16 protein-coding genes and 2 tRNA genes are annotated in these 14,030 nt (G+C 30.1%); 16 read left to right on the top strand and 2 right to left on the bottom strand.

Annotated elements, in window-relative coordinates:
* The first annotated feature begins 64 nt into the window (after positions 1 to 64).
* The 3 genes from JJE11_RS05270 (at position 65) to JJE11_RS05260 (ending at position 1,203) form a co-directional block, all read left to right on the top strand.
* A tRNA-Phe gene (locus JJE11_RS05270) sits at positions 65 to 140 on the top strand.
* Positions 141 to 147: 7 nt separating this feature from the next.
* A tRNA-Cys gene (locus JJE11_RS05265) sits at positions 148 to 222 on the top strand.
* Between the two features lie 474 nt (positions 223 to 696).
* On the top strand, positions 697 to 1,203 hold the full coding sequence (locus JJE11_RS05260) for a hypothetical protein (protein WP_291633344.1): 507 nt from the start codon (positions 697 to 699) through the stop codon (positions 1,201 to 1,203).
* Positions 1,204 to 1,283: 80 nt separating this feature from the next.
* Here the strand turns inward: JJE11_RS05260 and JJE11_RS05255 are convergent, their stop codons facing one another.
* A complete protein-coding gene (locus JJE11_RS05255) occupies positions 1,284 to 2,429 on the bottom strand; it encodes a M20 family peptidase (protein ID WP_291633342.1) in 1,146 nt (381 codons plus the stop codon).
* Between the two features lie 402 nt (positions 2,430 to 2,831).
* Here JJE11_RS05255 and JJE11_RS05250 point away from each other — a divergent pair, with 402 nt between their 5' ends.
* The 9 genes from JJE11_RS05250 (at position 2,832) to JJE11_RS05210 (ending at position 8,899) form a co-directional block, all read left to right on the top strand.
* A complete protein-coding gene (locus JJE11_RS05250) occupies positions 2,832 to 3,044 on the top strand; it encodes a sigma factor G inhibitor Gin (RefSeq protein WP_291633340.1) in 213 nt (70 codons plus the stop codon).
* Complete coding sequence (locus JJE11_RS05245) at positions 3,023 to 4,471, top strand: aminotransferase class I/II-fold pyridoxal phosphate-dependent enzyme (RefSeq protein ID WP_291633337.1); 1,449 nt, start codon at positions 3,023 to 3,025, stop codon at positions 4,469 to 4,471. Before JJE11_RS05250 ends, JJE11_RS05245 begins: the two co-directional genes overlap by 22 nt.
* Positions 4,472 to 4,517: 46 nt before the next feature.
* A complete protein-coding gene (tmk, locus tag JJE11_RS05240; protein WP_291633335.1) occupies positions 4,518 to 5,138 on the top strand; it encodes a dTMP kinase in 621 nt (206 codons plus the stop codon).
* 15 nt (positions 5,139 to 5,153) lie between these two features.
* Positions 5,154 to 5,483 (top strand): cyclic-di-AMP receptor, encoded by a 330-nt coding sequence (locus tag JJE11_RS05235; RefSeq protein WP_291633333.1) that lies wholly within the window; start codon positions 5,154 to 5,156, stop codon positions 5,481 to 5,483.
* Positions 5,484 to 5,538: 55 nt separating this feature from the next.
* Positions 5,539 to 6,483, top strand: a complete 945-nt coding sequence (locus tag JJE11_RS05230) for a DNA polymerase III subunit delta' (protein ID WP_291633331.1) — start codon at positions 5,539 to 5,541, stop codon at positions 6,481 to 6,483.
* Between the two features lies 1 nt (position 6,484).
* Entirely contained in the window at positions 6,485 to 7,396 is a 912-nt protein-coding gene (locus JJE11_RS05225; protein WP_291633329.1) for a stage 0 sporulation family protein, read from the top strand.
* An 11-nt stretch (positions 7,397 to 7,407) separates the two neighbouring features.
* Positions 7,408 to 7,611 carry a heavy-metal-associated domain-containing protein gene (locus tag JJE11_RS05220; protein WP_291633327.1) on the top strand — a complete coding sequence of 68 codons (204 nt, stop codon included), beginning with the start codon at positions 7,408 to 7,410 and terminating at the stop codon, positions 7,609 to 7,611.
* A 144-nt stretch (positions 7,612 to 7,755) separates the two neighbouring features.
* A complete protein-coding gene (locus JJE11_RS05215) occupies positions 7,756 to 8,007 on the top strand; it encodes a YkuS family protein (protein ID WP_291633325.1) in 252 nt (83 codons plus the stop codon).
* Positions 8,008 to 8,236: 229 nt separating this feature from the next.
* Positions 8,237 to 8,899, top strand: a complete 663-nt coding sequence (locus JJE11_RS05210; RefSeq protein WP_291633323.1) for a LysM domain-containing protein — start codon at positions 8,237 to 8,239, stop codon at positions 8,897 to 8,899.
* Between the two features lie 113 nt (positions 8,900 to 9,012).
* Here JJE11_RS05210 and JJE11_RS05205 read toward each other — a convergent pair whose 3' ends face one another.
* Positions 9,013 to 9,669 carry a PIN domain-containing protein gene (locus tag JJE11_RS05205; protein WP_291633322.1) on the bottom strand — a complete coding sequence of 219 codons (657 nt, stop codon included), beginning with the start codon at positions 9,667 to 9,669 and terminating at the stop codon, positions 9,013 to 9,015.
* Between the two features lie 358 nt (positions 9,670 to 10,027).
* Here JJE11_RS05205 and citG point away from each other — a divergent pair, with 358 nt between their 5' ends.
* The 4 genes from citG to JJE11_RS05185 all read left to right on the top strand — a co-directional run bounded on the left by citG (position 10,028) and on the right by JJE11_RS05185 (position 13,931).
* Positions 10,028 to 10,906 carry a triphosphoribosyl-dephospho-CoA synthase CitG gene (citG, locus tag JJE11_RS05200; RefSeq protein ID WP_291633320.1) on the top strand — a complete coding sequence of 293 codons (879 nt, stop codon included), beginning with the start codon at positions 10,028 to 10,030 and terminating at the stop codon, positions 10,904 to 10,906.
* A gap of 70 nt (positions 10,907 to 10,976) precedes the next feature.
* Entirely contained in the window at positions 10,977 to 11,720 is a 744-nt protein-coding gene (locus JJE11_RS05195; protein WP_291633318.1) for a tRNA1(Val) (adenine(37)-N6)-methyltransferase, read from the top strand.
* A 73-nt stretch (positions 11,721 to 11,793) separates the two neighbouring features.
* The gene (gene rsmI, locus JJE11_RS05190; protein ID WP_291633316.1) at positions 11,794 to 12,636 is read left to right on the top strand and encodes a 16S rRNA (cytidine(1402)-2'-O)-methyltransferase; all 843 of its coding nucleotides are present in this window, start codon (positions 11,794 to 11,796) and stop codon (positions 12,634 to 12,636) included.
* A gap of 194 nt (positions 12,637 to 12,830) precedes the next feature.
* Entirely contained in the window at positions 12,831 to 13,931 is a 1,101-nt protein-coding gene (locus tag JJE11_RS05185; RefSeq protein ID WP_291633315.1) for a C40 family peptidase, read from the top strand.
* The last annotated feature ends 99 nt before the right edge of the window (positions 13,932 to 14,030 follow it).

Below are 14,030 nucleotides of genomic sequence, written 5' to 3'. Positions count from 1 at the left end.
TTCAATGCGCCAATGGTACTGCAGGGGTAACTTTGTGGGAGAGTAGGTCGTCGCTAGGTAATGTGGCTGGATAGCTCAGTCGGTAGAGCAGAGGACTGAAAATCCTCGTGTCCCTGGTTCGATTCCTGGTCTAGCCACCAAGTTTATGGCGCTATAGCCAAGCGGTAAGGTCAAGGTCTGCAAAACCTTTATTCCCCGGTTCAAATCCGGGTGGCGCCTCCAAGCACTTTGTATATATTACGAAGTGCTTTTTTACGTCCAGTATTTATAGTGAACCGATGACTGAAAAATTAATAAATAAATATGAATTAGAGCATGTACAAGTTTTTGAAAGCTAGATATATGTAAGAAGGAGGAAATTTATTTCAATTTTTACCTACTAGATTTATTCGTTATGCTAAATTATAAATTTCGTTTATTTTAGCTATGGTCGATTTATGTTTATAGCATTTATAAACAAGTTAAATATGAAAAACTTTTTTCAAAAAGTTAGGAATGTAGAGATAAACGGAGAAATACATATGTTGATGCATATAGATTACTATGGACAGTATATAAACGAATATACTATGTGTAGACATGCTATAAGGAACTTAGTACAAGTAGATTAATATATGAAATCCTAGTATAATCACATATGTTGCACAAAACTATTAATGCTAACATTTTAAATTATTTTAGGGGGTCTAGGATTTCATGTATAAAGAGATGGTTCAAAGAAAAAAGTTTCCAGCTATGGTAATCTTGTTTATTACGCTTATTGCATTTATATGCCTATCAGACTTATTACCTAAGATAAGTATTGGTAGTATAAATATGAAAAAATTTGTAACTATGTTTTTTAGTATACTAATGATTGCTCTTTGTTATGTTGAGTTTTCAAAATGTAAGGTTAAGTATAAGTATTCAATTGTGGCAGATCAGTTCATTATTCATAAAATAAGAGGCGAAGAGGTTACAATATTAGAAGATATTAAATTAAAGAATATAGAGTTTATTGGTAAATATAATAATTGCAATGCACAGATCCATATTAGTAGCAGTAAAAAGTATATTTGCTCTACATTTACTGGAAGTAAGCTTTGCTGTGTATATAAAGTAGGAGATAAATTCAAAAAGTTTTATTTTGAACCGAGTGATGGTCTTATGAATAAAATTAAGTTAGCAAAAGAGAAACCAATATTTAAAACAATAAGCATATAGATATATGAAAAAGAAGTATAATCGAATTAAGATTATACTTCTTTTTTATGTGAAAGTAGTAATAAGATTTTGTTGTTGAACTAATTTAATTCAAGTCTAATTTCTTTTAATAAATCTTGTTTTTCAATAATGTCTAGACCTGTTATGGCCAGAGCTTCTGCGGCTTTTATCATATTACCTTTACAGAAGTCTGTTTGAGTTTCTAGTGCAAACAAAGTTGATGGGCAACTTATCAAGGGATTTTCTGTAATAGCAATGGATGGATATATGCATGGAGTAATATGACTTATAGACCCTATACCTAAACCATATAAAGCATTTTTAGAAGGAGCAATGTCTATAATGCCGCATTCTTTTAAGTTATGTGTAAATATTCTTGATAGTGATTTATTAGTCAAAAGTTCTTCAGAAGGTAATTCAAATAGGTTAAATTCTCTAGGGATATTCATTATTTGAGGCATTGACTGAACCAAATCTACAATAGTTTTTTCTATTATTTTAGCTTCAGTTAATTTAGTAGACCTCAAATAAAATTTAGCCTCTGATTTGCAATGTGAATTGGTGTAAGAAGAGGCATTTTTTATTGAAACAGTATCGATAGAAAAATCGTTATTTAAACCTTTCAACAATTGACTCACTGTATTAAGTATAAACAAATAACCATCTAAAGATGAAAAATTGCTAATCATTTTATTCTTATTATCAATATTTTGAAGATATTCAAATTTAATTGGAATTGTAGCCATGGAGGTTCCACTTTCAGCACTGCTTATATCACAGTGAGGGGCAATGATAACATCTAGATCTTCCAAACATTTTTCTTTTGTGAGGGTCAATTCTGCTCCATTTGCATACTCACCTGGGCATCCTAGTACAATTACACAACCACCACTTTTAGATATTACTTTTGATAAACCGAGTGCTGCAGCAATAGAAATGCTAGCATTCACGTTATTGCCGAAAATATGAGCTACAGTGTCTGTAGATGTGTATTTGCATATATAACATATCTTAGGATGACCATTTCCATATTGAGCGTAAAAAGAAGTAGGAATGTTACAATAGTTTTCTTGTATTTCAAAATCATGAGATTTTAACATATTTACTATATAAGAACAACCTTTATATTCTTTATAACTTGTTTCTGGATTAGTATAAAGGTAATTTGATAAATTATATATATCTTCTTTTATGCTACTAATATAACTTATAATTTCTTGTTTCATAGACTATTCTCCTCTCGAAATTTGCATCATTATTAATATATTTAGTATAACCTAAGAAATAGAAATATATTGATGTTTGCAAATGAAATTTTTAAAAGTCAAATAATAATTTTATATAGCAAGTTATGGCTTAAAATGTAGATAAATATATTTTGAATTATTATGTGGACAAAATAAGAAATGGCACTTAGTTGAATAAAATATAATATAAGAGACTATACTTTAGGTAGTTTTAACAACATTTGAGAATATAAGTTTATAACTTATATAATTGTTATCTCTCCTGAGGTCTACCAAGGAGGTAAATCAGATTCTGAAGCTGACAATATTGTAGCGCTTCGCAGATGATGATTTAATGACATCATGGTAACGAATTAAGTGAGCAGCTTTAAGGGGGAAATTATGAAAAAAGAAAAATGTATTATATGTAGAAAGCCTCTAAATGGTGGTATAATAATAAATGGTAGAGGCATTTGTAATAATTGCGAAGGAAGAATTATAGAAGCAAAGGCCGATACTGATTTTTATGAATATTATAAGAACTGTATTAGAAAGACTTTGGTGCAGTTTATACCAAGAGGAGTGACTAAAGATTGTCAGGATTACCACTTGTAGATGGAGTGTTAAAATATATAAAAGAAAAAAATATTTCCTTTTGTACACCGGGGCATAAGGGGGGACTCGGCTTTTTAGAAACGGTGCAAGGCAAAGAGCTTTATGAAAATCTTATAAAAGGAGATATTACTGAGGTTGATGGACTTGATAATCTTCATTATGCAGAAGGAATAATAAAAGAATCTCAACAGTTATTGAGTGAATACTACGGAAGTATTAAATCCTATTTTCTAGTAAACGGTAGTACTAGTGGAAATTTAGCTATGATTTTTTCAGCTTTTGATGAAGGTGATAAGATTATTGTAGAAAGAAATTGTCATCGTTCGATATCAAATGCTATTATTATGAGGAAATTAAAACCAGTATACATTAAAAATAAGATTCATTCTAAATATGATGCTCCTTTTCCCTTAGATAAGGAGCATCTTTTATGTTTAATAAATGAAAACAAAGACGCTAAAGGTATTATTGTTACTTATCCAAATTATTATGGTATATGTTTTGATTTACCTTATGTTATTGAAATAGCTAGAAATTATGATATGAAGGTATTAGTAGATGCTGCTCATGGTGCACATTTTGGTGCTTCTAAATTATTACCTGAAAATCCTATAAAGCTTGGAGCGAATATGGTAGTTATGAGTGCCCATAAAACGTTACCAAGCCTAACCCAAACTGCTTTTTTGCATGTAGGAACAGGTGTTGATATTAGAAAAGTAGATTTCTATGTAAGTGCTTTTTTGAGTACAAGTCCATCATACATGTTTTTGTGTTCAATGGATTATGCAAGATTTTATATCCAAGAGCATGGGCAAAATGACTATGAAGAGTTAATTAAAATATGTGAGTTTAATAAAGCCAAAATTAATGATCTGGGTAAAGTTTATATTTTGGGTAAGGAAGATTTAAGGGAGTTATCAGCAAATTGTACTAAGGATGATAATAATTATACTATGGATTTAACTAGGTATATAATAAATGTACCTAAAGGTTACAGTGGACATAAGTTATTACAATATTTAAGAGTAAACAAAATTCAAGCTGAGATGAGTGATAGTAGAAATGTAGTTTTAATATTCACTCCCTTTAATAAGGAGCAAGATTTTGAGAAGTTATACGTGGCTCTGAAAAACTGTGATATGAACACTTTAAAGGAGCAATATGTGGGGCTTGTGGATTGTGATATTCCAATGCCAATTATGTGTCCATATGAAGTAATGGATAGAGAAAAAACTATGGTAGAACTAAGTAATTCAGGTGGTAGGATAAGTGCAGTAGCAATAGTTCCATATCCGCCAGGAATACCTATTATAATGCCTGGAGAAAGGTTAGATGAGAATACAATAGCTATCATAGAATATTACTTGTGTAGCAATGTAACAGTGCTTGGAATTAATGAGGGAAAAGTAGCAACGGTAGAAATATAATAATATTATTTGTATTTTTATATGTACAAAAGGTGGAGGGGATTACATGGAAAGAGGGATGCTAATAGCATTAGAAGGCCCAGATGGTTCAGGGAAAACTACTCAAATAGAGTTATTAGAAAAGCATTTAAAAGAATTAGGGTATGAAGTAGTAAGAACAAGAGAACCAGGAGGTACAGAAATCAGTGAAAAAGTAAGGGACATAATACTCGACAATGCTAATTCTGGTATGAGTTATATATGTGAAGCGTTACTCTACGCCGCGTCTCGTGCACAACTAGTTTCTGAGGTTATAAAGCCTGCATTAAGGGCGGGTAAGATGGTTATATGTGATCGTTTTGTTTATTCTTCAATGGTGTATCAAGGAATTGGGCGCGGACTGGGAATGGATCGAATAAAGAGTATTAACGAAGCAGCGCTTGATGGACTCGAGGCAGATTTAACATTTATGATTACCATTCCTTATGAAGAAGGATTAAAGAGAAAGAAAATGCAAGGAACTTTAGATCGTTTAGAAAACAGTGGAAATGAATTTCATAAAAAAGTTTTTGAAGGTTACTTAGACATTTGTAAAATATATGGTAAAATAGAAGTAATAGATGGAAATAGAAATGCTAATGAAATACATAAAGATATAATAAAAGTGATTAAAAAAATAAGATTATAAGGAGGATGGGATTAAATGAAGTTAGTTATTGCAATAGTACAAGATGATGATGCAAATGATTTAATTGAGGAAATAACAGATAAGGGTTTTAGGGTTACAAAACTAGCTACTACGGGTGGATTCTTAAAATCAGGAAATACAACATTACTAATAGGTGTAGAGAAGGAAAAGGTAGATGAAGTTTTAACTATTATTGAAGCGGTATGTAAAGAAAGAAAGCAAATAATATCCTCACCTTCACCTGTGGCGGGATCGACTGGAGTATACATGCCATTTCCTATTGAAGTGGACGTAGGCGGAGCAAATGTATTTGTAGTTGACGTAGATAAGTATATAAAGGTATAACTAATTAGAAGCAAGTATATAAACCTATACTTGCTTCTCTGTATGGAGGACTAAAATGAGTTTTGAGAGCATAATAGGCCATAATAGTATAAAGAATCAAATAAGTAAAGCTATAAAATTAGATAAGTTATCACATGCTCATCTGTTAGTTGGAGAAAATGGAATAGGCAAGAGCGAACTAGCTAGGAATATAGGATTTAAGATTTTAGGAAAGAATCTGGATAGGCAATATGTTGATTTAGTGGAATGGAGAATGGAAAAAAATAAAAGCACAATTGGTGTTAATTCTATAAGAACTTTGATTGAAGAAATTAACAAAAAACCCTATGAAGGGGATAAAAAAGTTATTATTATTTACCACGCGGATAAAATGACAGTGCAAGCTCAAAATGCTTTTTTAAAAACAATTGAGGAACCACCTAAAAATGTTACTATATTTTTATTATGTGAAAATCTAGAAGTCATATTGGATACAATAAAATCAAGATGTCAAATACATAAACTAAAGAACTTAAATGTAGATGAGATGGAAGAGTTTTTAAAAATAAACTATTCTGATTTACCAATAGATGAGATCAAAGTTATTGTTGCTTTCAGTGATGGAATACCAGGAAAGGCTGAAAAATTTCTTAGTGATAATAATTTCAAGGAAATTCGTGATATTACCTTGGAAATATTGCTTAAGCTTGGTAGCGTTAGAACTGAAGAATTAATTAAATATGAAAAAAAGTTATCTAATCAAAAAGAAAGTTTTGAAGAAATATTAACTGCATTTCTTTCATATATTAGGGATACTATAATATATAAAGAAATTGAAGAAAAAAAATTAATTATTAACATTGATAAGTTATTAAGTATAAAAGAATTAGCTAATATATTTTCATTTAACAAATTAAATGGTATTATAAATATAATAAATGATACTAGAGAAAATTTAGATAGGAATGTTAACCCAGGGTTAGCGTTTGAAGTAATGCTACTTAAAATGCAGGAGGTTTAAAATGGTTACAGTAATAGGAGTGAGATTTAAAAAAGCTGGTAAAATATATTATTTTAGTCCAAACAATATAGAAATTGAAAAGGGCAATATGGTTATTGTTGAAACGGTAAGGGGGATTGAATTTGGAGAATGTGTCATTGGTATAAAGGAAATAAGAGAAGATGATATAGTATCTCCTCTTAAATGTGTTATAAGAAGGGCTACAGAGGTAGATGCAGAAAAAGATACAGAAAATAAAAGAAAAGAAAAAGAAGCGTATGAAGTATGTTTAGAAAAGATACATAAACATGATCTTGATATGAAACTCATAGATGTGGAGTATACTTTTGATAATAATAAAGTTATATTTTACTTTACCGCTGATGGAAGAGTGGATTTTAGGGAACTTGTAAAGGATTTAGCGGCGGTATTTAGAACCAGAATAGAACTTAGACAAATAGGAGTTAGGGATGAGGCAAAAATGATAGGTGGGCTTGGACCATGTGGTAGGCCCATGTGTTGTTCAACTTTTTTAGGAGAATTTGCACCAGTGTCTATAAAAATGGCCAAAGAACAAAATTTATCATTAAATCCTACAAAAATTTCAGGTATTTGCGGGAGACTTATGTGTTGCTTAAACTATGAGCAGGATACTTACGAGCGAATAAGAAGAACTTTACCCACTTTAGGATCAGTAGTAGATACGCCTTATGGAAGAGCGGATGTTATCGGGAATAGTGTTGTAAAAGAAGCTGTAAAAATAAAGATAAAACTTAATGGTAGTGATGAAGAGATAGTAGAGGTCAAAATCGAAGATTTAACATTAATTGCTGGAAGTTATGAAGATGCTGTAAAGGTGGAGGATATTAAATTAGAGTTAGCTGGAAATGGAGAAGATTCATATATAGTAAAAGAATTACTTAAAGATAACTAGGGGGGGTAAAGATGAAGTCAGTTATTAAAGTATGTAATATGAGTACTTCAGATGATATTAGTAATGTAAATTCAGCAATATCAAATAATCAAGGAGTAATTGCTTGCCAATTAAATAGTGAAAGTAAAGAAGTAGAAATAATATATGATGATTATTTTGTCTCATTGGATAATTTAATTGAGTCAATCGAAGAAGCCGGGTATACAGTTATATAAAATAAAACCAGGGAAAGCTATAAGATACATTATAGAGCTTTCTCTGGTTTTTTATCTGTTTTGGTTAAAAGTAAAGCTCGAATGACTTTATTTGAATACACTTTTTTAATTTGGAGATAATAATTTTAAAGGGAGGCGTAAAATATGAAAAAAATAGCAGTACAAAAGGGCTTAAAGGAAGTTAAGGATTACTTATGTGAAGAAGGATATACAGTTAAAGAATTTGATAATAGAAAAAAAAATGCAGGTAATTTTTTAAATAGGTATGATGCAGTTATTGTTACAGGTGAAAATCAAAATATTATGGGAGTAGAGGATACTATATCAAAAACTTCAATTATCAATGCAACTGGAATGACAAGTGAAGAAGTCAAGAATCAAATAGAAAGAAAGTAGTAAATAAGCAACTGAAACAAATTAATATATAAAGGCTGTTAACTTATATTTATAGGTTAACAGCCTATTTTGCTTATGTTGTAAAACCCACAAAATGTAAATAGCTTTTGTAAAAATTAAATTTGGATTATTTCAATATATATAAAATTATTACATGTATAAATTTCTATATTATGTCAATAATTTAAATATAAAATATTGTTTAATAAATATGAAAGGGGTTTTAAATATGACAATGAAAAAAGGAATAATTAGCATATCTACTATAGCTGTAGTAATCTTAGGAGTATTTTTAGCTGTAAGATTTATCGGAGGACGAGAAAGTGCTTCTAATGTGAAATTACCAGATGCTAGTATAGTGCAAAGTGGAAATTCAATACCTATAGACAATAATGAGGCATTAACAAATGGGAATGAAGAAAATAACCTAAATCCAAGTGAGGTGCCAAACGAAGTTGAGGATAATCAAGTGGAAAGCACTAATGAAATGGATACAGCTTTTATAAATGATAAAACTAGTGTTGGGATATATACTGTTAAAAAGAATGATACAGTGTATAGTATAGTAAAAGCATATATGCCTAGTCATGAACAGAGTAAAATCGTCGAATTTATTAAAAATAGAAATAGTATAGATGAATCTTTTAAGATTTCAGAAGGTCAAAAGATAGTCATTCCTTATGAAAAAGTAAACGAAACTTCAAAGGCTGTAATTTCAGAAGCAAAGATGAATGAATACACTGTTCAAAAACAAGATACATTGACATCAATTGCTAAAAGCAATATGCCTTCATATGGTGTAAAACAAGCTATAGACATGTTGAAAGAAACAAATAAAATTATAGATGAGAATGCTATCAAAGAGGGAGCACTCCTTAGTATTCCTAAATAATAGCTATAAGAAAGAAGTGAGTTTTGAGATAGTCAAAATTTCACTTCTTTTTTATGCTATAAATGTCCGAAAACAAGTTATCAAGTTGATTTTACTACCTTAGAGGAAAAGAATTAAATTTTAAGTATTTTTATTTGACTACTTTCCGCAAAAATAAAATCACCATCCAAAGTAAGTAAAAAATCTATATTATTATTCTGGGCAGTAGCTAGATGAAAAGCATCATTCACAGATAATAAATTTTCACACATAAAACTTTTAACTAGAGATACACATTCTTCGGAAATGTTTAGGTATTTTATATTAATGATTTTTTCTAGCTCTGAAATTATTTCTACGGACTTACTGTAATAGATATTAAGTAAGTTTCTTTTCATAGAATTCTTAGAAATATTATCAAAATATCTTTTATATGGAATGTGAATAAGTCTGTCTTTTTTCTTTTCCTTTAATATTTTTGTATCATGGCGGCTAAAGCTATTTGTTATGGATCTAATGTTGTCATTTGAGTTGTAGGGACTATTGTTGGTTATTTTACATTGAATGTCACTAATGAATAATTTATAAAGTATTTTATTTAAAACTTCGGCAGATATGATACTGGTAGTGTAGAAATCACAACTCCCCTCAGAAAGTTGTTTTAAACATGATAGACAATCACTATGCTTAACATCATCATCATATATTAAGCTGAGCAGGAAAGATGCATCTAATAACACTGAATTTTTATTGAAAACTATATTTTTAAAAGGATATAATATTAATTGCATTTTAACCTCATTAAAATCGATTATTATATAATTAATATATATTCAACAATGTTTATTATTAGTAGTCTTATAATTAATTACATTAGTGAAGCGGAAAGAATATTCAATTTGTACCTAAAACAATAAAATTAAGATTAATATAATAAAGCTATGATGGCACCAATTATACTCGTACTGATTATAGTAGTTATTGTGATAATAGAGCATGTAGTAATAATACTCGCTTTTTTTTGCATTTTAGTTTAAACTTTAAGTAATAACATATACTGAAGAGGTCATAGCAATGTATGAAATAAGAAATATTTAAAAGATTATATTAAGATTGTTATTCTAGCAATGAAAGATTAAGGTGAGATATTTGAAAAACAAAGAGGAATTAGCAAATCATATTGCATCTCTCGCACAAAGGGCTATACTTTATGAGGTAAGTACTACCCCTAAACCAGGCCTCGTGGATAGAGATAACTCAGGGTCTCATAAGGATATGGACTTTTTTACCTTTATGGCAAGTAGTTCCGTATTATATAGAGGCTTTTTTCAATGTGCTTTAGAAGGATTATGTTTTGATGACTCTGATAATACTGAACTTTTAAGTAAAATAAGAGTACATGGTATTCAATGTGAAAAGGCAATGTTTTTGGCTACAAATGGTGTAAATACTCATAAAGGTATTATTTTTTCAGTAGGAATACTATCAGCAGTTATAGGTAACATTTATAAAAAATATGGATTTCAAAACTATTCTATGGAAGTAGTTTTTGAGGAAGTTAAGAAGGTTACAAAAGATTTGACGCTAAGAGATTTTAAGAATATTTCTAGTATAAAAACATTAACTCATGGAGAAAGATTATATAAAGAATACGGATATAAAGGAATACGAGGGGAAATAGAGAGTGGTTTTATAACAGTGCAAAAGGGCGCATTACAGATAATTAGAAATTGGGCTATTGATAAGCAATTCTCAATGAATGATTTATTTTTAGAGATTATAATAAATCTTATGGCCGAGGGTGAAGATACAAATGTAATTATTAGAGGTGGGATAGACAGTTTAATAAGGGTTAAGGCTATTTCAAGAGAATTTTTAGAGGCTGGGGGAATGAAGCAATTTCAGGCAAAGGAAAAATTGGAGAATATTAATGAATATTTTGTTAGGAAAAATTTAAGCCCAGGTGGGGCTGCAGATCTTTTGGCAGTGAGTATTTTTCTAGGGATGATAGAAGGAATTATAAAATAGTAACCTGGGATGTCATTCTTTTATTAATATGCATATGATAAACGTAAATTTTATAGAAAGGAGATACAGAATGGAGTTTTTAAGAAATGATGAAACTTTAGATGATCTTCAACTAAAGGGTATCCATGTTATTCAAAAAAAGAATGCGTTTAGATTTGGTGTGGACGCAGTACTACTTGCTAATTTTGCTAAAGTAAGAAAAAATGCTAAGGTTGTTGATTTATGCACTGGTACAGGTATAATTCCTTTCATATTAGCAGGTAAAACATATGCAAGTGATCTAATTGGTGTGGAGATTCAATCAGAATTTGTTGATATGGCAAATCGTTCCGCTAAATATAATAATTTAGAACATAAAATTAAATTTATAAGTGGAGACTTAAAGGATGTAGAACTTATTAAAAGTATTCCTAGAGTAGACATTGTTACAGTTAATCCACCATATAAACTACATAATTCGGGATTAATCAGTTTAGATGATAAAAATGCTATAGCGAGACATGAGATTTGCTGTACATTAGAAGATGTAATTATTGCATGTAGAATTTTACTTAAGGATAGTGGAAGGATGTATATGGTACATAGACCAGATAGATTGGTTGATATTTTATGCACTATGAGAAAGCATAGAATTGAGCCTAAACGTATAAGAATGGTTCATCCTAGTGTTAACAAGGCGCCTAACATTGTACTCATTGAAGGGCAAAGAGATGGGGGAACCTTTTTAAAATGGGAGACACCTCTTTATGTTCATACTGAAGATGGAGGGTACACAAAGGAAATTATCGATATGTATAATTCAAATACAATCTAATATAATTAAGTAACTTTATTGATTTTTAAAGCTTGAGTAAATAATTCAAATATTATAGTAAAGGGTGAGAAGAATGGCAGGGAAATTATACTTAGTTCCAACCCCCATAGGCAATTTAAAGGATATTACACTTAGAGCATTAGAAGTGTTACAAAGTGTAGATATAATAGCGGCAGAAGATACAAGGCATAGTTTAAAACTCTTAAATCATTTTAATATAAAAAAACCGCTTATAAGTTATCATCAACATAATGAACAAGGGAGAAGTGAAAATATAATTAATCAAGTAAAAGAAGGTAAGAATATAGCTATAATTAGTGATGCTGGCTCGCCAGGAATTTCAGATCCTGGAAGTGTTATAGTTTTAAAATGCATAGAGCAGAATATAGGATTCGAGGTGTTACCTGGAGCCACAGCCATTACTACGGCACTTGTATATTCAGGCCTTGATACTACCAAATTTATATTTAGGGGTTTTCTGCCTAGGGAGAATAAGGAAAGAAAGCCTATTATTGATGATTTGCTAAATAGAAGTGAGACTTTAATTTTGTACGAGGCTCCTCACAGAATTTTAAACACTTTAGAATTTTTATATGAAAATTTAGGAAATAGAAAAATATCAATGTGTAGAGAACTTACAAAACTATATGAAGAAATAATTAGGCTGACTTTAGAAGAAGCTATAGAATATTATAAACAGAACTCTCCGAGAGGTGAATATGTATTAGTAATTGCAGGTAAGAGTGAGGAAGCTATAGTTAAAGATGAAAGAGCTAAATGGGATTCACTAACTATAGAAGAACATATACAAAAATATATGGATGAAGGATTGAGTAAAAAAGATGCAATGAAAAAAGTTGCAAAGGATAGGGTTATGCCTAAATCAGAAATATACAAGCATTCATTGAATATTTAATGACATTTCATACTTCCATAACTGAGGTCATCTATTTCAAAATAATGTAAAATAATACATATTTATCCATACAAATAAAAAAAGTTACAATTAAAACTATGTTTCCCATTGAGATTTGTTGTAAAATAGTGTTATAATAAATTTGTTATTTAAAAATGTTTAAAATACATTTATTTTGATATGGGGGAATTGGGATGCGCAAAAGAATAATATCATTAATGTTAACAATAGGAATGGTTACTACAATAAGTATGCATGTAATGGCAGAGCCATTATCAGATACACTTAAAAGTCAAAAAAATCAGCTTGAGCAACAGAAAAATGCTTATAAGCAAGCACAAAACAAGGTTGATGGGATAGAAATTTCTATTGAAAAAATGGATTCGGATATAGAAAAAATTTATATAGAATTGGATAAAGTAAAAGTTAAAATAGGTGAAACTAAAGAGCAGATAGAAAAAACAACAAAAGATATACAAGTTGCACAAGATAATATTAAAGAGGAAGAAGACTTATTTAATAAGAGAATGCGAACCATGTATATGAATGGTGTGGATAGCTATTTAGAAGTTTTATTGGATTCCCGTGGATTAGAAGATCTTCTCTCAAGAGTTGAGAACATTAAAAAAATTGTTGGATATGATAATAAACTTATTGGAGAATTAACAGATAAGAAGAGTAAAATTGAAGAGCAAAAAGTTGCGCTTGAAACGGAAAAAACTAAGCTAACCCTGTTAAAAACTGATAACGAAAATAAAATAGACAAGCTTAAAGAAAAGAAAGAAGAACAACAGGTATTGATTGCAGAAGCTAATAAGCAAAAACAAGTGTACTCTGGTAAGATTACTGATGCACAAGCAATTGTAAATGAAACTATGCAGCAAATACAAAAAATACAAGACAATGCACCTAAGTATACTCCATCTAGAGGAGCAGCATCACTTAGCTCTAATTCGATAGTTGCTTATGCAAGTAATTTTTTAGGAACACCATATGTATGGGGTGCTGCAGGGCCTACATATTTTGATTGTTCTGGTTTTATGCAATATGTATATGCTCATTTCGGAGTTTCAATAACTAGAACTACATATACACAGATAAAAGACGGATCCTATGTATCTAGGGATAATTTGCAACCAGGAGATTTGATTTTCTTTGGTTCACAGTCAAATCCTCATCATGTGGGAATGTATGTAGGCAATAATTCATATATTCACGCACCTAGTACTGGTGATGTTATTAAAGTATCAGCATTGACAAGAAGTGATTACCTTACTGCAAGAAGAATTAAATAATTTTTAACTTGGACAGGCTATTTCAAATAGTTTGTCTTTTTATTTGCGAGTAAATTATAAAACCTTCTTTTAAAGGCGGGTTAGGGGAAGGTGATGAAT

The organism is Clostridium sp., from assembly GCF_016650095.1.
GTDB lineage: Bacteria > Bacillota > Clostridia > Clostridiales > Clostridiaceae > Clostridium_AD.
The sequence above is the reverse complement of the archived record's forward strand: the minus strand, read 5'-3'. Positions and strand labels throughout refer to the sequence as shown.

Bases quoted from the DNA above. Each gene is read 5' to 3' on its own strand.
- JJE11_RS05195 (WP_291633318.1), top strand. From the start codon at position 10,977: ATGGAGTTTTTAAGAAATGATGAAACTTTAGATGATCTTCAACTAAAG.
- JJE11_RS05235 (WP_291633333.1), top strand. From the start codon at position 5,154: ATGAAGTTAGTTATTGCAATAGTACAAGATGATGATGCAAATGATTTA.
- JJE11_RS05250 (WP_291633340.1), top strand. From the start codon at position 2,832: ATGAAAAAAGAAAAATGTATTATATGTAGAAAGCCTCTAAATGGTGGT.
- JJE11_RS05215 (WP_291633325.1), top strand. From the start codon at position 7,756: ATGAAAAAAATAGCAGTACAAAAGGGCTTAAAGGAAGTTAAGGATTAC.
- JJE11_RS05255 (WP_291633342.1), bottom strand. From the start codon at position 2,429: ATGAAACAAGAAATTATAAGTTATATTAGTAGCATAAAAGAAGATATA.
- JJE11_RS05205 (WP_291633322.1), bottom strand. From the start codon at position 9,669: ATGCAATTAATATTATATCCTTTTAAAAATATAGTTTTCAATAAAAAT.
- JJE11_RS05230 (WP_291633331.1), top strand. From the start codon at position 5,539: ATGAGTTTTGAGAGCATAATAGGCCATAATAGTATAAAGAATCAAATA.
- JJE11_RS05260 (WP_291633344.1), top strand. From the start codon at position 697: ATGTATAAAGAGATGGTTCAAAGAAAAAAGTTTCCAGCTATGGTAATC.
- JJE11_RS05220 (WP_291633327.1), top strand. From the start codon at position 7,408: ATGAAGTCAGTTATTAAAGTATGTAATATGAGTACTTCAGATGATATT.
- JJE11_RS05225 (WP_291633329.1), top strand. From the start codon at position 6,485: ATGGTTACAGTAATAGGAGTGAGATTTAAAAAAGCTGGTAAAATATAT.
- JJE11_RS05185 (WP_291633315.1), top strand. From the start codon at position 12,831: ATGCGCAAAAGAATAATATCATTAATGTTAACAATAGGAATGGTTACT.
- tmk (WP_291633335.1), top strand. From the start codon at position 4,518: ATGGAAAGAGGGATGCTAATAGCATTAGAAGGCCCAGATGGTTCAGGG.
- JJE11_RS05210 (WP_291633323.1), top strand. From the start codon at position 8,237: ATGACAATGAAAAAAGGAATAATTAGCATATCTACTATAGCTGTAGTA.
- rsmI (WP_291633316.1), top strand. From the start codon at position 11,794: ATGGCAGGGAAATTATACTTAGTTCCAACCCCCATAGGCAATTTAAAG.